The following is a 19,875-nucleotide window of genomic DNA, read 5'->3' as shown; positions in this document are numbered from 1 at the left end:
CGTGTCGTCAAATTAGCAACACCTGAGTGCCGACTTTCGCCAAGCCGAACAGTTCGGCGATATGCTCATTGTAAAGGCCAATGCATCCGTTCGACGATTTGCGTCCGATTTTGCGCGTATCGTGGGTTCCGTGGATCCGGTAGTATTTCCAGCCCAGGTACAAAGCATGAGTGCCCAGCGGGTTATCCGGCCCCGGTGGAATATAGGCCGGCCATTCCGGGTTGCGCTTGCGCATATTGGGTGTTGGTGCCCAGCTAGGCCCCTCCACCTTGCGCACAACCTGCGTGCGGCCGCGGCGGGTCAGATCGTCTGACAGCGGCACGGAAGACGGGAACAGCTTGTAGGTGCCTTCATCTGGTGACCAATAGTGCAGCGCACGGCTGTCTATATCGACAAGTATCGCCCCATTGCGCAGGTTATCAAAATAGGGCCGCCAGGATTTAGCACGGAAAGCTGAGATATTGCGCTGAACCGGCGGCTCTGGCTCTGGCGGCGGGCGCAGGGGATCAAATGCCTGCTCCGCGGTATCGCCAGCCTCCTGCGCAAGCGCGGAGGAGGATATCAAAGCAGCACTGCCAGCAAGAAACTGCCTTCGGCTGAATATTTCAAAAGGTTTTCGGGGCATCACTTCTACCAACTTGCGCATTGAGGATCCAAGATTGAAACATTTTATGGCCGGAAAGCCGCAGTCGCAAATCAATCCGGAAGCTTAGTCTGCATAATTCTGCCGGCCCGTTTGCACAGCTGCCACAGGAAGGATACATGCTTCAGCAACTGATGGAGCGAGAGAGCATTATGAATCGCGTTTTTCTGCTGATGGCAGCTGCAATTCTCACGGTGGCAGCCGCCTGTACCCCGTCATCGGAATCCGGCGGATCCTACCGCATCAGGAATGCGGACAAAGTGCAACTGCGGATGCTCGACTCGGTGAATGCACTGCGCCAGGCTTCAGGCGCTCAAAACGTGCAACTGAACGCTGAACTGACTGCCGCCGCAGCCACCCATTCCCGTGACATGTCGGTGCAGAACCGTCCTTGGCATTTCGGTTCAGACGGATCGTCGCCGCTGGACCGGGTTGCCCGTGCTGGCTACACGGGCACACTGCTGGGTGAAAACATATCCGAAACCTACGAGAATGAGCAGCAGACCCTGACTGCCTGGCTGGAAAGACCGGCCACTCGTGCAGTGATACTGGATCCCAAGGCCGTGAACATGGGCTTTTCTTGGTTCCAGGAGCCGAACGGCAAGATCTGGTGGACATTGGTTATGGCGAACTAAGCCACTACGCCGTGCTTTAGCGCAGCGTTTCGCTTGAAAACTGCACGAAAGGGAAAGGTCCGGCGCAACCGCAGCGGACCTTCACTTCTCATCATTGGCTCCGATCAGGGCCGCAGTGCGATAGTGGTGCCATCCTGTACCATCGCGTAAATCTCTTCGATTTCTTCATTGGTTACAGCGATGCAGCCAGCAGTCCAGTCGTCAACCCTGGCCGCTCGCTTGCGTTCCTTCGGGTTGTTCGGCTGCCCATGGATGAATATCTCTCCGCCAGGCCGCTTGCCATTGGCCTGCGCATGAGCGCGGTCTTGGTTGTTGGGATATGAGATGCCAACCGACAGATGGTACCGGCTGTTCGGGTTGCGCCGGTTGATCAAATAAGTGCCTTCCGGCGTCTTGCCATCACCCTCAAACTGCTTCGGCCCAAGCGGTGCAAAACCCAAATCGACCTTATATTCCCGCAGGATTTCGTCGTTGTTCATCAAGTACAGCTTGCGCGCACCTTTATTGATCACGATCGATGTGACTTGTGGACCGTTATAAGTCTTGAATCTGCTTACTGCTCCGCCTGTGGTGCTGCAGCCAGCCAGCGCAAGGCTTGCGGCGGCACCAATGCCAAATGCCCTTCTGTTCATTGTCCCAGCCTGTATTTTTCTTTTGCCTCTATTCAGGCTTTAGCGCGAAATTGCTGTTAAGGAAATTCACAATTTCCTGTCCTGGACCGTCTGACTGGACAGTTTTTGCTCGATCGCTTCCAGCCGGCTCAGCACCTCGTCCCGGTAAGCATCTGTGCGCTCACCTTCTTCTTCGCCGTGGGCATCCTGCATAGAGTTCACGATCAGGCCAACCAACAGGTTCACCACGGCAAAGGTCGTCACCATGATGAAAGGCACAAAGAATGCCCAGGCATGCGGATGCACTTCCATAACCGGACGCACAATGCCCATGGACCAGCTTTCAAGTGTCATGATCTGGAACAGCGAGTAGGCGCTGAGGCCAAGGTTCCCGAACCATTCCGGGAAGTCCTGGCCGAACAGCTTGGTCGCAATAACTGAGCCGATATAGAAGATGATCGCCATCAGCAAAAAGACCGAGCCCATCCCCGGCAGGGCGGTGATGAACCCTTCGACCACTCGGCGCAGCCGCGGCGCGACGGAGATCACCCTCAGCACACGCAGGATACGTAAAGCCCGCAGTACCGACAGGCCTTGTGTACCTGGCGCCAACGCAATGCCGACAATTGCGAAGTCAAACACATTCCATCCGCTCAGGAAGAACCGTAGCCGGCGCACCAAAAGCTTTGCCAGAATTTCAACGACAAAGATTGTCAGGCAAACTTTGTCGATCAGATGAATCAGCCCGCCAGCCTTTTCCATAACCGACGGAGCGGTTTCCAACCCAAGAGTAACGGCATTGACCAAAATGACAGCGGTTATGAAGCGGCCAAAGCGGCTGCTGTCCAGAATGGCTTCCATGCGTCGGGTCGGTGTCATCACTTGAATATCCGTCATTTCAGTCTTTCAGGGTAAACCTTGCGGCCAGCTCGGTATGGGCTGACCAGCGAAACTGGTCAACAACTTGAACCCAGTTCAAATCGTAGCCTGCTGAAACCAGTGTCTTGGCATCACGGGCAAAGCTAACCGGATTGCAGGATACATAAGCAATCAACGGCGTGCGCGCCTTAGTCAGTTGCGCTACCTGCGCTTCGGCACCGGCTCGAGGCGGATCAATCACCGCGGCGTCAAATACGGCACCAAAGGGGTTGAGGTCCTCTGGCAGCAAGGGATTACGAAACAGGTCGCGAGCTTCAGTACTGATTTTCTTCAGCCCTTTCCCCGCCCGCCAGCCCGCATCCAAGGCCTTTACCATATCCCGCTCGCCCTCAACCGCATGAACTTCTGCCGTTTGCGCAATCGGGAGAGAGAAGGTCCCGCAGCCGGCAAACAGGTCCACAACCCGCTTGGCGTCCTTGATGATTTCCAGAACCGCTGCCAGCAAAGCAGCTTCCCCTTCACGCGTTGCCTGCAGGAATGCGCCCGGCGGCGGGCAGACCAGTGCCGGGCCAAAGGGCTGCACGGGCGGCTGCTCCATCGCCACCGGCTCGTCATCCCAGGTCAGTCGCGCAATCCGGTGCTTTTCAGCCAGCTGCGCCAGTTCGATCCGCAGTGGGCCATCCAGCGGCTTGCCATTGCGAACCAGCATGTCGAGTCCCGCATCAGACGTAGTAACTGTCACAGCCAGCGGCGTCTTGCGGCTGGCTCCTGCAAGTGCCAATGCTTCTGCTACAGGAATGGCGGCCAGCAATTCAGGCTCCAGCAGCTGGCAATCCGGAATTTCCGTGATCACGTCTGATGCCTGGCCATAAAAACCGGCCATCGCCCCTTTTTTGGTCCGCCGTACCGACAAGGTGGCTCGACGGCGGGATCTGGGCGGTGATGTGTGTATAGGCCGGAAATCCGTCTCCAGACCTTGTGCTGACAGTGCATTGCGCACCACATCCGTTTTCCACTCTGCCACAAACGCATCGCTGGCGTGCTGCAGCTGGCATCCGCCGCAGGCCTTGTAATGTCGGCAGGGCGGTTGCACACGGTGTTCGGAAGGCGTTTCGATGCGGATATGTGTCAAACGGCTGCCATCGGCAATACCGCTGACTACCTCGCCCGGCAGTGTCCGAGGGGCAAACAATGGACCATCGGCCACACCATCACCCTGATGGCCCAGCCGGCTGATCATTGCTTTGGTTCTGGCTGTGTCAGTCATGCGCGCTCATTACCCCGGCAATCCAGCCAGCAAAAGCAAAATGCGCTGGGAAGTTTATTCAGCTGCCGCTGTCCGCTCATCATCGGTGCAGATAAACCCGCCGGACTGGTGTGCCCAGAACGAGGCATAAAGACCACCCTTGGCCAGCAACTCTTGATGGCTGCCGCTTTCGGCGATCCGGCCCTTGTCCATCACGACAATCCGGTCCATTTCGCTCAGCGTTGACAACCGGTGCGCAATGGCCAGAACCGTCTTGCCCTCCATGACCCGGTGCAGCGCAGCCTGTATCGAAGCTTCAACCTCGGAATCCAGGGCCGAGGTCGCCTCATCCAGGACCAGGATCGGTGCGTCCTTGAGGATGGCGCGGGCCAGGGCAATCCGCTGCCGCTGCCCGCCAGAGAGTTTCACCCCGCGTTCGCCAAGATATGCATCATAGCCCGTACGGCCCTGACCATCTTCCAGTTCCGTGATGAACTCATGCGCTTCAGCCTTCTTGGCCGCGGCAATCAGATCTTCCTCAGACGCATCCGGCCGCCCATACAGGATATTTTCACGCGCAGACCGGTTGAACATTGCAGTCTCCTGCGTGACCATGCCGATCTGACTGCGCAAGGAATTTTGGGTAACCTCCGAGATCTCTTGCCCGTCGACAAAAATACGCCCGTTTTCTTCCTCATAGAGCCTGAGAAGAAGCGAAACGAGTGTCGACTTCCCAGCACCGGAAGCCCCGACAATGCCTAGTTTCTCCCCCGGATGAATGTGCAGGCTGATCCCCTGCACCCCGCCCACATCGCGGCCATAGGCGAATTCCACCTGATCAAAAACAATCCCGCCCTCTCGCACTTCCAGCGGTTTGGCTCCGGGCGCATCTTCCACCCTGTCGCGGACGGACAAAGTCTTCATGCCGTTTTCGATCTCTCCAATGTTGGAGTAGATCGCCATCAGCGTGAAGCTCACCCAGCCAGTCATCTGTGCAATCCGTATCGAAACCGCACCCGCAGCCACAATGTCGCCCTCGGTCGCGTTCCCCGACTGCCACAGGTGCAAGGTTGCTCCGATCAGCAGCACCGGCAGAATGCCTGCAAGGCACATCAGAAAGAACCGGAAGCTGGCAGAGAGATAGCCGAAGTGCAGCGATTTTTTACGAAACTCGACCATTGCATCCTGTGCAGTCCGTTCCTCATGGTCAGCATGGGCAAACAGCTTCACCGTCTTGATGTTGGTGATCGAATCGACGACCTGGCCGGTTACCATCGCCCGCGCCCCGGCCCGCTTTCCTGACCTCTTGCGGATTCTTGGCAGGAACCAGCGGATCAATGCGAAGTATCCCACCAGCCAAATCAGAAACACCCCAGTGATGCGCCAATCAATAGACCCTAACAAGGCCAAAGAGCCCGCAAGAGAGGCCAGCGCAAAGGCCACAACATTGATCACCTCAGTGGTCACGGAGGTCACGGCATTTGCCGTTTGCATCTGTTTCTGCGCTATCCGGCCTGCAAAATCATCGTCAAAGAACCGCACCGACTGGCCCAATGTCCATCGATTCAGCCGCGACAGAACCAGCGGGTTCACGTTCGGCTGCACCACAATGGCGTTGGAGGCTGCGGACAGGCCGAACAGCACCGGACGCACAAGCAGGAAAAAGCCCAGCGCCAATGCGATCACTGCCACATTACCAGCCGAAAAGAACTGTTCCGGCCCGCTGGCGATGGCGGTGTCGATGACCATGCCCAGGATAAAGGCGGTGCCCGCCTCCATCCCGCCTGCCAGTGCTGAAAAGGCCGCAGCCAGCAGCAGCATCGGCCAAGCGCCGGCCAGGCACCAGCGCAAGAAAGCTCCCAGCCGCTGCGGTGGCGGACCGTCTGCCGGGCGGAAGGCGTCGATCAGGTTGCCTATGGTCATTCTGCTGCCTCGATGTTCAGGAAGCCGCCGGACTGGCGCGCCCAAAGCTGTGCATAAAGCCCCTGCGCCTGCAATAGCGCCTCATGAGACCCTTCTTCAACTATACGGCCCTGATCCATCACCAGGATACGGTCCATCTGCGCGATGGTGGACAGCCGGTGTGCGATGGCGATCACCGTTTTGCCCTGCATCATGCCATACAGTGTCTCCTGAATTGCCGCTTCGACCTCTGAATCCAGTGCTGAGGTCGCCTCATCCAGAACCAGGATCGGCGCGTCCTTCAGGATCACCCGGGCCAGTGTCACCCGCTGACGCTGCCCACCGGACAGTTTGACGCCACGCTCGCCCACGTGGGCGTCATACCCCTTGCGCCCCTGCGGGTCCTCCAGATCCAGAATGAACTCATGCGCCTGCGCCTGTTTGGCAGCAGCTATCATCTGCTCCTCAGTGGCCTCCGGACGTCCGTACAGCAGGTTGTCCCGAACCGAGCGGTGCATCAGAGAGCTGTCCTGCTGCACCATGCCGATATGGCTGCGCAAGCTGTCCTGTGTCACACAGCGGATGTCCTGACCGTCGATCAGAATCTGTCCACTTTCGGCGTCATAGAACCGCAAGAGCAGTTTGACCAGGGTCGATTTCCCGGCGCCGGAACGCCCGATCAGGCCTACCTTCTCCCCCGGCTGAATGATCAGGCTGATCCTGTCCAGCCCGCCAGCCTCACGCCCGTAGTGGTGCGAGAGGTTGCGCAACTCTATCCCCCCCTTTACCAGCCGCAACGGCTCCGCATTGGCCGCATCCACCAGGTCGATCGGCTGCGCAATGGTCTCCATTCCCTCAGCCACAACACCCAGCTGCCGGAAAAAGGACGTCAGCGCCCACATGATCCAGCCGGTCATCGCATTCAGGCGCAGTGTCAGCGCCGTCGCTGCAGCAACCAGCCCAACCGAAGCAGAGCCTTGCATCCACAGCATCACGGCCCAGCCCACCACTCCGACAATCAGCAGCCCGTTCAGCGTAACCAGCGTGGCGTCCATGATGGTGAATATCCGCATCTCCGTCTGGAACGTTTTGCGGGTGTTCTCAATCGCATCGCGGGCATAGGTCAGTTCGCGGTTGTGATGGGCAAACATCTTGACCGAGTGGATGTTGGAATAGCTGTCGACCACCCGCCCTGTCACGGTCGAGCGCGCGTCGGAAGACGCTTGACTGGCCGGCCCGACCCGCTTGACCGTCCACAGTACCAAAACTGCGTAGAGGGCGAACCAAAGCGCCAGCGGCAGCATCAGCCGTATATCCGCGACCCACAGCAGAACTGCCGCGCCTACGAGATAGGCCAGCGAAAACGTGATGGCGTCAAATACCTGAAAGATCACCTCCCCCGCGGCAGGCGGGGTCTGCATGATCCGGTTGGCAATCCTCCCGGCAAAATCGTTCTCGAACCAGCCGACCGACTGGCGCAAAACATGCTTGTGCGCCCGCCAGCGGATCAGAGTGCCAAAATTCGGCAGAATCGCGTTGTTCAGCAGCGCGACATCCAGCAGCTGGATCAGCGGCCGCAGCAGCAGTATGAACAAGGCAACCAGGATAAGTTCAGTGCCATGCTCTTCCCACACTTCGGCCGGCGTGCCCGACATCAGGTCGACAATCCGGCCCATGTAGTAGATCAGCCCGACCTCAATCCCTGCGACCACAACCGACATCAGCGCAGTCAGGACAAAGATGGTTTTGAATGGCTTGGAATAGTCGCGCAAGAAAGGCCACAGCCGTGTCGGTGGCGTGTTGACTTCCGGGTAGGCGCAATAGGGGTCAATGAGATTTTCAAAATAGCGAAACATGCGGGTGCTCCAGGTGTTCGAGCAAATCGGAAAACAGATGCAGACTGCGGGCCGCCCAAGGCTCCCACGTCAAACGGGGCAAGGTCTCAGGCGTTAAAGAAACCAGATCCCGTAATACATCAGCATTCCTCCGTCATGTGGTGGCTGCCTCATGCGTACGCAAGATTTGCGGTTTTGTCACCCCCCCAAGGTTGTGACGCTGCTGACATCCCTTGTCAGCGGAAGGAATTCAGCAGTTCCTCTCGGCTGAGGGAGAACCCCGACGCAATCCAATCCGCTTGCAGTTTTTTCAACGCTTTTCCCAGTGCCGGCCCCTTCAGTTCCGGCAGCAGATCCCGGGCCTTAACTGGAAACTCCGCGTCCACGCCTTGCGCGATATCAGTCTCTAAATTGGATGAAAGCGGCTGTTCCAGCAGCGCAGCACGCAACAGCAATGCGTCCAGCGCCATTTCTGCACCCAGCCGGAATCCCAGTTCCCCTGCCCCGGCAGTTCCAGCCGCTGCCGCACGGATTGCCACCAGATGCGAGGCCTGAGCCTTGCTCAGCCGAAGGGTCTCCTGCAAGCCATCGCCGCCCAGCGCGGCAAGGCGCCGGATGCCCGAGGCCGCCCTTCCGGCTTCCAGGTGAATCAGCGGCGCCAGCGCACGGTCATCGGCGCCAGGCAGAATCTGCGCCAGCACGCCTGCCTGCCGCATCGCCGCAACCGAAGGAGCAGGATCGGGAGCCGCCAGCAGCTTCAGCAGTTCCGCCCCAACCCGCTCCTTAGACAGCGAACCCAGTCCGTCCAAGTTGGCTGCAATCGCCGCTAGCGCGTCCGGATCGAAGCCCAAGGCATGATCGCCATACCAGGCGTGAAAGCGGAAGTAGCGCAGGCTGCGCAAGTAATCCTCCCGGATACGGTTTTCCGCGGTGCCGATAAAACGCACCCGGCGCCCAGCGATATCCGTCAGCCCGCCTAGAGGGTCGACGACTTCACCATCCGGGCGCGCATAAATCGCGTTCATTGTGAAATCGCGGCGGCGGGCATCCTCGGCAATATCGGTGGAAAATGCCACCACTGCCCGGCGGCCATCGGTCGCCACATCCTTGCGGAAAGTGGTGATTTCATGCGGGATGCCGTTCTTTACCAATGTCACTGTGCCATGGTCGATCCCGGTCGGCACTGCCTTGATCCCGGCACGAGCAGCCAGCTCCATCACCTGCTCCGGCTGCGAATCGGTGGCAATGTCCAGATCAGAAACCGGTTCACCCAGCAAGGCATTGCGCACGCAGCCGCCAACAAACAATACCTCCGCACCGTCTGCCGAAACAGCTTCGCAAACCGCCTGCGTAGCCGGGTCCTCCAGCCATGGCTGATCTAGCCGCATTCTCCCTCCATCCGTGCCGCGAGCCCGCGCAACATACGGGCGGTAGCGCCCCAAATGTAATAGGGACCATAGGGCACGGTATAGTACCGGCGGCGCGTGCCGCGCCAACGGCGGGATTCGATGATGTAGTTTTGCGGTTCCAAAACATGCGCCAGAGGAACTGAAAACACCTCTGCCACCTCGCCCGCCTCGGGACATTCGTCAAAACGGTCACGGATCAGCGCTACAACTGGTGTCACGGAGAAGCCAGTTACGGTTTCATGCTCCGGCAGGCAGCCGATGATCCGGGGCACGTCCTGCGGTAAGCCTATCTCTTCCCACGCCTCGCGCAGCGCCGCCGCACAGGCGTCCTTGTCGCCCGGATCCACTTTGCCGCCAGGAAAGGCGATCTGCCCCGGATGATGCTTCAGCGCCGAGGACCGTTTGGTCAGGATCAGCCGCGGAGCGCCCGAAGCAATGGAAACCGGAACCAGCACACCAGCCGGGCGCAGCTTGCGCCCCTCCGGCAGCACAGTGCCAGGGTTCAGGTCAAAATCGGAGGAGCCGCCGCCCTCACGGTTCAGGGCGACGGCAATCCTGTCCGTCAGATCCTGGGCAGGGTCACTCACTGGGCGGGTTTTCCGCGTCGAAACCCACACTCAACGGGTCCAGATCGTAGTGCGCTCCGCAGAATTGGCAGTCTGCAGTCACACGGCCATCATCCGTGGTCATCTTCTCGATGTCCTTGGCAGAGTAGATCGACAGGCTTTGACGTACCCGGTCCTCGGAACAGGTGCAGCCAAAGCGCACAGGCTGGGTGTCATAGACCCGCGGTTGTTCCTCGTGAAACAATCGGATCAGCAGATCGGTAGGGGTGACAGACGGGCCGATCAGTTCGAGCTCTTCCACCGTGCTCAGCAGTGTGGTGGCCCGGTTCCAGTTCTCTTCCTCGTCCCCGGACACCAGGTCGCCGGCCTGCAGGACTTCGCCGGAACCTTCGCCTTGCGCCGCAAATGGAGAAGCCTTGGGCATGCTCTGCAGCATCACACCTCCCGCACGCCAATGCTCGGCAACGCCCGGTTCCGCCGACTTTCCAAAGCTCAGTTTGAACATGGTCGGCAATTGTTCGGACTGCGCGAAATAGGCCTCTGCACAGGCGCTCAGCGATTCGCCGGACAGCGGTGTGATCCCTTGGTAGGGCTGGGTGCCATTGCCCTGGTCAATCAGAATGGCAAAATAGCCTTCGCCCACTTGGTCAAAGGGGTTGCTGTCGGTAAGGCGGTCGCGGTCAAAGCTCGCATAAGCACGGATCTGGCCGATCTCACCTTCCTTTTGAGGCGCATAGTAATCGGTTGCAATCATCCGCACCGCACCCTTGGACTGCACCTGCAGCGACAGCTTCCAGCGCAGAGAGATTGTTTGCCCGATCAGTGCTGTCAGCAACGCCATCTCGGCAACCAGCGCCTCGACAACCGGCGGGTAGTCATGCTGTTTCAGAATACCATCCAGCACGCCATCCAGCCGCGCCACACGGCCGCGCATGTCGGATGCATCAAGCTGGAAAGGCAGGACGGTGTCGTCCCACGCGATTTTAGAACCAAGTGTCATGGGGTTTCCTTACGCGCCGGGGATTGGCATACCGGGGCTATATAGGAGAAACGACACAAGAGTGAAGAGGCCGGCCTGTGATCAGACGTTTTGGCGACACACCTCAGAAGGGCCGGAATTACCGGATACGTCCCGGGGTCTATGCTCTGCTGCCACGAGACGGAAAGCTGCTGGTTACTCGCCAGTATGATCCGCACCCCGATCTGCAGCTTCCGGGTGGCGGTATTGATCCCGGCGAATCACCAATCCCTGCCCTGCACCGCGAGGTGTACGAGGAAACCGGCTGGAAGATCTCCCCCCCGCGCAAGTTGGGTGCTTTCCGGCGGTTTGCCTATATGCCGGAATACGATCTGTGGGCAGAAAAGCTGTGCCACATCTATGTGGCCCGCCCCCTTCGCAGGCTCGGTCCGCCGGCAGAACAAGGGCATGAAGCGCTTTGGATGGCTCCTGCAGAGGCGGCCGTCTGCCTGGGCAACGCCGGCGACCGCCATTTTGCCTCCCAACTGGCGGCCCGCATGTAGTCAGATCAGCCTATTCTGCAAAACGCAAACAATCCCGGCAAAGGCCAGGACACATCGGACAGAATAAAAGCTTGTTTAGGGGCCTTGGTATTCGAACAGGGTGGCGGAAACGTCATCCTCCAGCCCATGCTCCTTGCTCATCATCTGGGTCAAGTGCCAGTAAAGATCGTCAAGGAACTCCTTGCCGTTCTGCTGCGGTCCGCATTTCTGAACCAAGTCGAGCAAGCCTTCAGGCTCCAGCATTGCCCCGTTCTCCAGCCGTGCTTCGGTAAACCCGTCAGAAAACAGCAGCAGGCGATCGCCCCGCTCCATTGTGAACTCTTCCTGGCTGTAGCCGATGTCCGGGACCAAGCCTACTGGGACACCGCCTTTGCCGATGAACTCCAGCTCGCCGTTCTTTCGCAATAACAGCGGATGCGGGTGGCCTGCCTGCACCATCTTGACGACACCACTGCGCAGATCCGCAATGCAATAGGCCATGGTGAAATACTCTTCGATCCCCGTATCAGCAATCAACCGGGCATTCAGCAGGCTGGCAACTTCCTCTGGCTGGCGCAATGCATAGAAGCGATTGAACCGTTTCTCCATCCCTACGTTCTGGTCGAAGTAGTTTGACGACAGGTAACCACCCAACCGCGCCGTCATCATTGCAGAGGTGATGCCATGGCCGGACACGTCAATAGAATAGAAGCCGATTCGGTTCACACCGGGGGAAAACATCCCAACCAGGTCCCCGCCAATATGTCCGCATGGCTTTAACAGCAGGCTGACTGTGGAAGAGCCGAAATCCTTGGACAATTCCGGCACCAGTGATTCCTGGATTTTACGAGCCTGGATCAAGTCCTTGTCGATTGCGTCGTACACCCGCTGCAGCTCACCCAGGGTCTCTGACACGATACGGTTCTTCTCATACAGTTCCCGTTGCATCCGCAAAATGCGCTCACCCGCTGAAATCCTAGCCCGCAGCTCATCAGAGCTGACAGGTTTAGTCAGGAAGTCATCAGCGCCAGCATCAAGGCCCTCGGCCACCTCGTTTTTTTCGCTCTTTGAGGTCAGCAGGATAAAATAAGCGTAGTCCTCAGTGGCGCGCGCGCGGAACGCGCGGCAGAACTCCAGCCCGTTCATGCCGGGCATCATCCAATCGCTGAGAATCAGGTCGGGGGGGTCCGCTTGGCAAATTTCCATTGCTGCCTCGCCGCTGTCAGCCTCGACAACTTCAAATCCCCACTTCTTGAGAGAGGCCACAAGGATGCGTCTTTGCAGGCGGCTGTCGTCTACAACCAGCACACGGCGTATTGATCCGGCCACTGTCTGGTCCTCGTCGTCCATCGAACTTTCTGGCAGCACCGAAGGCACCTCACAAATGGCAAAATCAGAAGATCTTGTGATACTATCGGTCCAGAGATTTAACAGGCGGTGAAGCCTAAAATTTGAGCTTCCTCCTTTATTTCACCATATTTTTACTGCAATCAACTTAAGATGTGCTCTCAGCGAAAGATCGTAAGGACGTACCACATGATTGACTGGCCACGCGTGACCGAGCTGCGTGAAGAAGTCGGCGCCGAGGACTTCGGTGAAGTTGTTGAAATCTTTCTGGAAGAGGTCGAAGAAGTTATCGGCAAGCTGGAGGGTGGCGACCGTGGCCAGCTTGAGCAGGATCTGCATTTCCTGAAAGGCAGTGCACTCAACCTTGGATTTGATGAGTTTTCTTCCATGTGCCTGGATGGCGAGCGGCGCTCTGCACAAGGCGGGGCGGACGGTGTGGATGTTCCGGCCATCATCGCCAACTTTCAAGCGTCCAAATCCGTTTTCCTGACCGGCCTTTCGGAGAAGTTCTGACTCAGCCGCCGTCAGATCACGAACTGCGCCAGTGTCTCATCCCGGGTGATATCCGTGTAAGTCATTCCGGCAGCGTCCAGACGTGCAAACAGCTGCTCAAAATTCTCCGGCCGTTTGGTTTCGATCCCGATCAGAACCGAACCGAAGTTGCGGGCCGACTTCTTCATATATTCAAAGCGGGCGATGTCGTCCTCCGGCCCCAGGATCCCGAGAAACTCCTTCAGTGCGCCCGGGCGCTGCGGCAACCGCAAAATGAAGTACTTTTTCACACCAGAGTAGCGCTGAGCCCGTTCCTTGACCTCGGGCAGCCGTTCGAAATCAAAATTTCCGCCGGATGTAACGCAAACAACGGTTTTGCCCCGAATCCATGAGCGCACATCCTGCAGAGCCTCAACTGACAGCGCACCGGCAGGCTCCAGCACGATTCCTTCTACATTCAGCATCTCGATGATTGTGGCGCAGATCCTGTCTTCGGAAATTGCCAGCACATCAGGCAAAGGCACGTCCTTCAAAATATCATAAGGCAGTTCGCCGATCCGTCCTACCGCGGCGCCATCGACAAAGGTATCGACCGTGTCCAGCGGCACCGGCTTGCCCGCCGACAGCGCCGCTCGCAGACAGGCACCGCCATCCGGTTCGACAAACAGGCTGTGCACTTCATCGCCAAACCACGATGACACGCCTGCCGACATGCCGCCGCCGCCAACCGGCAACAGAACGTGATCGGGTGCATTGCCCAGCTGCTCCTCGATCTCCACCGCGATGGAGGCCTGACCTTCGATCACATCGGCGTCGTCAAACGGTGACAGGAAATGCCCGCCCTCCTGGGCGCACCATTCCTGTGCGGCAGCCAGGCACACATCGAAGTAGTCGCCTACCAGATGGATTTCGATATTGTCGCCGCCGAACATCCGGGTCTTCTGGATCTTCTGCTGAGGTGTGGTGACCGGCATGAAAATGACGCCGCGCTTGCCCATATGGCGGCACATAAACGCGACACCCTGCGCGTGATTGCCAGCGGAAGCACAGACAAACAGCTCCTGATCCGGTTGCTTGCGCATGGCGTTCATTGCACCGCGGATCTTGTAGGAGCGGACCGGGCTTAAGTCCTCCCGCTTCAGGTAGATATCAGCACCGAACCTTTCGGACAGGTGCACATTGCGCTGCAAGGGTGTTGCAGGAAAAACGTCGCGCATCGCCTGCTCGGCGGCGCGGGCCTGGGACTTGAAATCGCTCATGCATCCTTCAGTGGCGCAAGCCCGCCCCCAAGGCAAGAGGCGGGCTTCAAAGCATACATAAGAATACCGGACGTCAGACCGGACGGCCCTCAACATAGTGGCCATAAAGAGTGGTCAGCAGGCTAATGTTCAACAGCGCCAGCGCAGCAGAAACTATTATTGAAACCCCGACGGCCACGAGGGAGGATGCATCCAGGGATTCGGCAATGAATTGGCCAGCATACTGTGCCGCAACCATTATGGCCGCCAGTCCCAACAGATCTCCAAATGCATTTGAAGTGGAGTTCCAAGCGTCACGCAGGCCCATGTCCTCCCCAAGAGCTGCCGCGGGCAAGATCACCGAAAGCCTAAGAACCAGATAGGTGATGAAGATCGCAATCGGAAGGTTGATCAAGTGTAGGCTAGCAGACCCTGCTCCGCTGAGTGCAATTGTGAGGAACAGAATAACCAAGAGCACGGGAAGCATCATGCAGAACAGAACTAATGCAATCTGCAAAGACCGGCCGAAGTAGGCCATTACCCTATCGGTTCGCAGTTGCGGTACCCAGCCTTGCGGCAATTCCTCAAGTAGTACAAATCTATGCCAAGCAACAACGCTCCACATCCCAATCAGTAGTGAGAGTATAACTACAATAAACAGTGGGCCGCCCAAGCCTGAATCTTCTTGTAAGGGAGTCATGACTCCCCACTGCAAGACATCCAAAAGACCTGTCACTTTCAAAAACACCCCACAGACCACCACGATCAGCAGCGTTGGGACCAAAAACACGCGCAGCATATCACCGAAATTCCGAGTCAGCATTCCGACCGAATGGCTGAACAGCGCCCAAGGTTTCATGAAAATCCGCTCCAGTTTGAAAATCGCGTCAGGCGCGGACCTTAGTTGCCGCCGCCGCGCTGCGAAACCCCGGAAAACCTTGCCCTTGCGGTCAAAACCCGCTACGCCGCAGGCGTTCTGACCTGAGAGGGAATTCCATGTCCGCGCCCAAGAAAGTTGTGCTCGCCTATTCCGGCGGCCTCGACACCTCGATCATCCTGAAATGGCTGCAGACCGAATACGGCTGCGAAGTTGTCACCTTCACCGCCGATCTCGGCCAGGGTGAGGAACTGGAGCCCGCCCGCAAGAAAGCGGAAATGCTGGGCATCAAGCCGGAAAACATCTTCATCGAAGATGTGCGCGAGGAATTCGTCCGCGACTTCGTCTTCCCGATGTTCCGCGCCAATGCGGTTTACGAGGGTCTATACCTGCTGGGCACCTCCATTGCGCGCCCGCTGATCTCCAAGCGCCTGGTTGAGATCGCCGAAGCCACTGGTGCAGATGCCGTTGCCCACGGCGCCACCGGCAAAGGCAACGACCAGGTCCGTTTCGAACTGGCGGCCTATGCGCTGAACCCGGACATCAAAGTGATCGCACCCTGGCGTGAATGGGACCTGTCCTCGCGCACCAAACTGCTGGAGTTTGCCGAGGCGCACCAGATCCCGATCGCCAAGGACAAGCGTGGTGAGGCTCCCTTCTCCGTCGACGCCAACCTGCTGCACACCTCGTCTGAGGGTAAAGTGCTGGAGGATCCGGCGGAAATGGCGCCCGATTACGTCTACCAGCGCACTGTTCACCCCGAAGAGGCGCCGGACACCCCGGAATTCATCGAGATCACCTTTGAAAAGGGTGACCCGGTTGCCATCAATGGCGAAGCAATGAGCCCGGCAACCATCCTGACCGCGCTAAATGAGTACGGCCGCAAGCACGGCATCGGCCGCCTTGACCTGGTCGAAGGACGGTTCGTCGGCATGAAGTCCCGCGGCATCTACGAAACCCCGGGCGGCACCATCATGCTGGAAGCCCACCGCGGTATCGAATCCATCACCATGGACCGCGGCGCGATGCACCTTAAGGACCAGCTGATGCCGCAGTACGCAGAGCTGATCTACAATGGCTTCTGGTACAGCCCCGAGCGCGAAATGCTGCAAGCAGCCATCGACGCCAGCCAGAAACATGTCTCCGGCACCGTGCGCGTGAAGCTCTACAAAGGTTCGGTGAACACCGTCGGCCGCTGGTCCGAAAACTCGCTCTACTCCGAGGCGCATGTGACCTTTGAGGAAGACGCCGGCGCCTATGACCAGAAAGACGCCGCAGGCTTCATCCAGCTGAACGCGCTGCGTCTCAAACTGCTGGCCGCCCGCGAGCGCCGGATCAAAAAGTGAGCGAATACGACGACATAGACGGCGAATTCGAGGACGATTTCGCGGAAGAGCTGGATATGTTCGTCGAAGCTCAGGACACCGTATGGGCTGATGTCCTGAGTGAACTCTCCGCAGGACAGAAGACGAGCCACTGGATGTGGTTCGTCTTTCCCCAGCTTGCCGAACTTGGCCGCTCCCACTTGGCCCAGCTCTACGGGATCGAAGATAAGGCTGAAGCCACGGCCTATTTGAAGCATGAGATACTGCGCGCGCGCCTGGTCGAGGTCAGCCAACTGATGCTGTCTCATCAGGACAAGGATGCCGAGCAGATCCTCGGTGGAATTGATGCCAAGAAACTGCGCTCCTCAATGACGCTGTTTGCCGCGGTCCCCGGCGCACCGGTGGAATTCCAGCAGGTTCTGGATGCTTTCTACGGCGGCCAGCCCTGCCCGCTGACCAAGGCCGCACTTGCCGCGGCGTAATCCTTCCGCCTCTCCCGCGGTCAATCTTGCCCGGATTTATCCCTCTGCCTAACCCTCTCGCTAAGCGAGGGAGAAGAAGATGGCATTGGACGATATTGCGGCAGGAATCCGGGACGGTCTGGCCGGGAAGAGTTTCGACGGGTCGCTGAAGTTCGATTGCGGACCGGACGGTGTGATTGTTCTGTCGGAGGGAAGCGCCGGCACAGACGACCGTGAAACAGATTGCACGCTGCGGCTGTCGGCTGAAAACCTGAAAAAGCTGTTGAACGGAAACCTCAATCCGATGACCGCTGTCATGATGGGCAAGATCAAGGTTTCCGGAGATATTGGCGTTGCCATGAAACTGAGCAAGCTGATCAGTTGATCAGCTGATCAGCTTTGCTGGCCGCAAGTTTCCCGGGCTGCGCGCCGCAGGGGCGCCGGGCACCCCTCTCGGCAAGTCAGATCTTTGCAGCCTTCATTTGTTCATAGTAGGGTATCGCCGCCTGCAGGACCGGCTGCAATTCCTCCGGCACCTCCGGCAGGGGGCCTTCAAGGCCGGCGAATCCGGTGGAAGTCCAGACAGCGCCGTACCAATGCGCCGCCCAGACACCGTCATCCCTGTGGCCGCCTTTGGGCCAGCTCAGCATCTTTGGTGAATAGGGCATCCCGATCATCTCACACAGTTGTTCCAGCTTGGCGGCCGGATCCTCGCGGATGTCATGGCTGTCCACCACAACCGGCAACTGCCCCCAGCTTCGCACCAAATCAAACAGCTCCGCCTGCTGGCGAAAGCCGATGTCTTCCAGAACCGGGTTTTCCCTCTTGGCGGCATATGAGGCGATCACCCGTGCCGGGTGGCGGATCAGGAAGACGTTGGTGACCTCCCGCATCCATTCCCTCGGAACCCCAGGAATCATGTGCTGCGTCATGTGCTTCTGGTAGTAAAACGGCTTGGCCGCCGGCACCGCTCCCAGCAATGCCTGCGCCACGGTTTCAGGGTCCTGCGGCTGGCTTTCCAGAATTTCCGCACGCATAGGGTGATCGAGTCCGGTCATCGCCAGATAGGCTGCATAAAACGGCTCATCCACCACGGCGCAGTCGCCGCGGTTGCCAAAGGCATACATCATCGCCGTCGACAGGTTCCTTGGCCCGGACCACATGGCAATCCGCATCAGGCGCACTCCTTCTCGATCAGCGCCTTGTAAAGGCCGCGAATACGTTCAGTCATCGGTCCCATCTGGCCGCTGCCGATTTGCCTGCCATCTATGCTGCCGACCGGGGTTTGGGCACCAAAAGTCCCTGTGAGAAAGGCCTCGTCTGCGCCATAAGTATCCACCAAAGAGTAGTTCCGCTCGTAGACCGGAATGCTGTTTGCACGGCAGAGATCAATCACCTTTTGCCGGGTGATGCCGTTCATGCAGTAGTCACCAGTGGAAGTCCAAACCTCCCCCTTGCGCACGATGAAGAAGTTGCAGGCGTTGGTGGTGTTCACAAAGCCATTCACATCCAGCATCAGCGCCTCATCCGCGCCGGCCTTCTCTGCCGCGATACAGGCGAGGATGCAGTTCAGCTTGGAGTGGGAGTTAAGCTTGGGATCCTGGGTCATCGGCAGCCCGCGGAGATGCGGCACCGTCGCCAGTTTGATCGGGCGCGGAAGATTGGGGCGGGAGTGCTCCATGATAATGGTCATCGTCGGCCCCTGGCGCGACAGTGAAGGATGCTGGAACGGCCGGGTTTTCACGCCGCGCGTCACCATCAGCCGGGCGTGAGCATTGGTCGTCATTCCATTGGCTTTTTGAGTCTCCAACACAGCATTTTTGACACCATTTCGGTCCAGGCCAATGTCCAGATCAATGGCCTTGGCCGCCTCGAACAGCCGGTCCATATGCTCATCCATGAAGGCCCAGGTGCCGTTATAAAGGCGCAACCCTTCCCACACGCCGTCACCCAGCATGAAACCGCTGTCATATACACTGACCTTGGCCTCGGCCTTGGGCACAATTTCACCGTTCAGATAAATCAGGATCTCTTCGTTGCGCTGATCTTCTTCGGCCTGGTGGGTGCTCATCTTTTCGGTCATAGGGTCCTCCTTGGCCGGCACGTTATTGATACTGGATCCGGAATCCAAACGATAACGTGCTGTCACCAGTCCGTGAAATCCTGACTTGCCGGGTTGAGAGAACCCACTGCAGCCGGCAGTCTGGCCCCAAGCTATTCAAGGAGTCGGGAATGCGAGTTCTGGAGAAGATTAAACCCCTGGTTCTGAGCGGTCTGATTGCTGCCGGGTTCGCCGCGCATGGTATTCCGGTTCAAGCGCAGTCCACAGAAACTCTGACCGTTGCCGGCGGATGCTTCTGGTGCGTGGAAAGCGATTTCGAAAGCGTGCCGGGTGTGGTTGAAGCCATATCCGGCTATACTGGTGGCACTACGGTAAGCCCCACCTATAAAGATGTCACCAAAGGCGGCACCGGCCATTATGAGGCGGTGCAAATCGTCTTCGATCCCGCAAAAGTCTCTCGCGGGCACCTAATAAACTTGTTCTTCCGCTCAGTAGACCCCACCGACCCTGGAGGCCAGTTCTGCGACCGTGGCGACAGCTACCGCACCGCAGTATTTGTTTCTAACGGCGAAGAAAGGTCCCTAGCCGAACAAACAAAGGCACAGGCTCAGCAGGCGTTGGGGCAGAAGATTGTGACCCCAATACTCTCATCCAAGACCTTTTTTCAGGCTGAAGATTACCATCAGGACTACTACAAGGGCGACAGTCTGGTATTCACCCGGTTTGGTCCCAAGCGTCAGGCGGAGGCTTACAAACGCTACCGCCAGGCCTGCGGCCGCGACGCAAGAGTAATCCAGCTGTGGGGTGATACTGCGCCCTTTGCCAAAGGGCATTGAGCCGGAGCCGT

Annotated in this window: 21 protein-coding genes; 7 read left to right on the top strand and 14 right to left on the bottom strand. The window is 58.3% G+C overall.

From position 1 onward, the window contains the following. Nucleotides 1-7 precede the first annotated feature (7 nt). Nucleotides 8-625, bottom strand: coding sequence for a L,D-transpeptidase (locus tag GC1_RS05830; RefSeq protein WP_029204727.1), 618 nt, complete (start codon nucleotides 623-625; stop codon nucleotides 8-10). A 170-nt stretch (nucleotides 626-795) separates the two neighbouring features. Here GC1_RS05830 and GC1_RS05825 point away from each other — a divergent pair, with 170 nt between their 5' ends. Continuing rightward, the gene (locus GC1_RS05825) at nucleotides 796-1,278 is read left to right on the top strand and encodes a CAP domain-containing protein (protein WP_029204728.1); all 483 of its coding nucleotides are present in this window, start codon (nucleotides 796-798) and stop codon (nucleotides 1,276-1,278) included. A 104-nt stretch (nucleotides 1,279-1,382) separates the two neighbouring features. Here GC1_RS05825 and GC1_RS05820 read toward each other — a convergent pair whose 3' ends face one another. The 8 genes from GC1_RS05820 to hslO form a co-directional block, all read right to left on the bottom strand. Continuing rightward, entirely contained in the window at nucleotides 1,383-1,910 is a 528-nt protein-coding gene (locus GC1_RS05820) for a L,D-transpeptidase family protein (RefSeq protein ID WP_019295282.1), read from the bottom strand. Nucleotides 1,911-1,976: 66 nt separating this feature from the next. Next, entirely contained in the window at nucleotides 1,977-2,786 is an 810-nt protein-coding gene (locus tag GC1_RS05815) for an ion transporter (RefSeq protein ID WP_019295283.1), read from the bottom strand. Between the two features lies 1 nt (nucleotide 2,787). After that, entirely contained in the window at nucleotides 2,788-4,035 is a 1,248-nt protein-coding gene (locus GC1_RS05810; protein ID WP_019295284.1) for a class I SAM-dependent RNA methyltransferase, read from the bottom strand. 54 nt (nucleotides 4,036-4,089) lie between these two features. After that, nucleotides 4,090-5,937: an ABC transporter ATP-binding protein gene (locus GC1_RS05805; RefSeq protein ID WP_019295285.1), complete on the bottom strand. Its 1,848-nt coding sequence runs from the start codon at nucleotides 5,935-5,937 to the stop codon at nucleotides 4,090-4,092. Next, nucleotides 5,934-7,772 carry an ABC transporter ATP-binding protein gene (locus GC1_RS05800; RefSeq protein WP_019295286.1) on the bottom strand — a complete coding sequence of 613 codons (1,839 nt, stop codon included), beginning with the start codon at nucleotides 7,770-7,772 and terminating at the stop codon, nucleotides 5,934-5,936. Before GC1_RS05800 ends, GC1_RS05805 begins: the two co-directional genes overlap by 4 nt. 215 nt (nucleotides 7,773-7,987) lie before the next feature. Next, nucleotides 7,988-9,139, bottom strand: coding sequence for a CCA tRNA nucleotidyltransferase (locus GC1_RS05795; protein WP_019295287.1), 1,152 nt, complete (start codon nucleotides 9,137-9,139; stop codon nucleotides 7,988-7,990). Then, on the bottom strand, nucleotides 9,130-9,747 hold the full coding sequence (locus GC1_RS05790; protein WP_019295288.1) for a CoA pyrophosphatase: 618 nt from the start codon (nucleotides 9,745-9,747) through the stop codon (nucleotides 9,130-9,132). The genes GC1_RS05795 and GC1_RS05790 overlap by 10 nt, the downstream gene beginning before the upstream one ends. Continuing rightward, nucleotides 9,740-10,726 carry an Hsp33 family molecular chaperone HslO gene (hslO, locus tag GC1_RS05785; RefSeq protein WP_019295289.1) on the bottom strand — a complete coding sequence of 329 codons (987 nt, stop codon included), beginning with the start codon at nucleotides 10,724-10,726 and terminating at the stop codon, nucleotides 9,740-9,742. Before hslO ends, GC1_RS05790 begins: the two co-directional genes overlap by 8 nt. Nucleotides 10,727-10,803: 77 nt before the next feature. On the opposite strand from hslO, the gene GC1_RS05780 reads away from it, so the two are divergent. After that, nucleotides 10,804-11,247 carry an NUDIX hydrolase gene (locus GC1_RS05780; protein ID WP_019295290.1) on the top strand — a complete coding sequence of 148 codons (444 nt, stop codon included), beginning with the start codon at nucleotides 10,804-10,806 and terminating at the stop codon, nucleotides 11,245-11,247. Between the two features lie 75 nt (nucleotides 11,248-11,322). Here GC1_RS05780 and GC1_RS05775 read toward each other — a convergent pair whose 3' ends face one another. After that, a complete protein-coding gene (locus GC1_RS05775) occupies nucleotides 11,323-12,576 on the bottom strand; it encodes a PP2C family protein-serine/threonine phosphatase (RefSeq protein ID WP_152610507.1) in 1,254 nt (417 codons plus the stop codon). A 186-nt stretch (nucleotides 12,577-12,762) separates the two neighbouring features. On the opposite strand from GC1_RS05775, the gene GC1_RS05770 reads away from it, so the two are divergent. Continuing rightward, nucleotides 12,763-13,086, top strand: coding sequence for an Hpt domain-containing protein (locus tag GC1_RS05770; protein WP_019295292.1), 324 nt, complete (start codon nucleotides 12,763-12,765; stop codon nucleotides 13,084-13,086). Between the two features lie 11 nt (nucleotides 13,087-13,097). On the opposite strand, the gene ilvA is transcribed toward GC1_RS05770, so the two are convergent. Together ilvA and GC1_RS05760 are read right to left on the bottom strand one after the other, a co-directional pair. Continuing rightward, nucleotides 13,098-14,324 carry a threonine ammonia-lyase IlvA gene (ilvA, locus tag GC1_RS05765; protein WP_019295293.1) on the bottom strand — a complete coding sequence of 409 codons (1,227 nt, stop codon included), beginning with the start codon at nucleotides 14,322-14,324 and terminating at the stop codon, nucleotides 13,098-13,100. A gap of 73 nt (nucleotides 14,325-14,397) precedes the next feature. Beyond that, the gene (locus GC1_RS05760) at nucleotides 14,398-15,162 is read right to left on the bottom strand and encodes a hypothetical protein (protein ID WP_152612426.1); all 765 of its coding nucleotides are present in this window, start codon (nucleotides 15,160-15,162) and stop codon (nucleotides 14,398-14,400) included. 137 nt (nucleotides 15,163-15,299) lie between these two features. Between GC1_RS05760 and GC1_RS05755 the strand changes: the two genes are divergently transcribed. The 3 genes from GC1_RS05755 (at nucleotide 15,300) to GC1_RS05745 (ending at nucleotide 17,351) form a co-directional block, all read left to right on the top strand. After that, nucleotides 15,300-16,526, top strand: coding sequence for an argininosuccinate synthase (locus tag GC1_RS05755; protein WP_019295295.1), 1,227 nt, complete (start codon nucleotides 15,300-15,302; stop codon nucleotides 16,524-16,526). After that, nucleotides 16,523-16,987, top strand: a complete 465-nt coding sequence (locus tag GC1_RS05750; protein ID WP_019295296.1) for a DUF1810 domain-containing protein — start codon at nucleotides 16,523-16,525, stop codon at nucleotides 16,985-16,987. Before GC1_RS05755 ends, GC1_RS05750 begins: the two co-directional genes overlap by 4 nt. A gap of 79 nt (nucleotides 16,988-17,066) precedes the next feature. Further along, complete coding sequence (locus GC1_RS05745; RefSeq protein ID WP_019295297.1) at nucleotides 17,067-17,351, top strand: SCP2 sterol-binding domain-containing protein; 285 nt, start codon at nucleotides 17,067-17,069, stop codon at nucleotides 17,349-17,351. Between the two features lie 76 nt (nucleotides 17,352-17,427). On the opposite strand, the gene GC1_RS05740 is transcribed toward GC1_RS05745, so the two are convergent. Next, entirely contained in the window at nucleotides 17,428-18,141 is a 714-nt protein-coding gene (locus GC1_RS05740; RefSeq protein WP_029204729.1) for a hypothetical protein, read from the bottom strand. Then, the gene (locus GC1_RS05735) at nucleotides 18,141-19,049 is read right to left on the bottom strand and encodes a D-amino acid aminotransferase (RefSeq protein WP_019295299.1); all 909 of its coding nucleotides are present in this window, start codon (nucleotides 19,047-19,049) and stop codon (nucleotides 18,141-18,143) included. Before GC1_RS05735 ends, GC1_RS05740 begins: the two co-directional genes overlap by 1 nt. A gap of 149 nt (nucleotides 19,050-19,198) precedes the next feature. On the opposite strand from GC1_RS05735, the gene msrA reads away from it, so the two are divergent. Then, the gene (gene msrA, locus GC1_RS05730) at nucleotides 19,199-19,864 is read left to right on the top strand and encodes a peptide-methionine (S)-S-oxide reductase MsrA (protein ID WP_019295300.1); all 666 of its coding nucleotides are present in this window, start codon (nucleotides 19,199-19,201) and stop codon (nucleotides 19,862-19,864) included. Nucleotides 19,865-19,875: the final 11 nt, after the last annotated feature.

This window comes from Leisingera sp. ANG1, assembly GCF_000203975.2.
Lineage (GTDB): Bacteria > Pseudomonadota > Alphaproteobacteria > Rhodobacterales > Rhodobacteraceae > Leisingera.
Note: the sequence above shows the minus strand (reverse complement) of the source record. Positions and strands in the feature narration are given on the sequence as shown.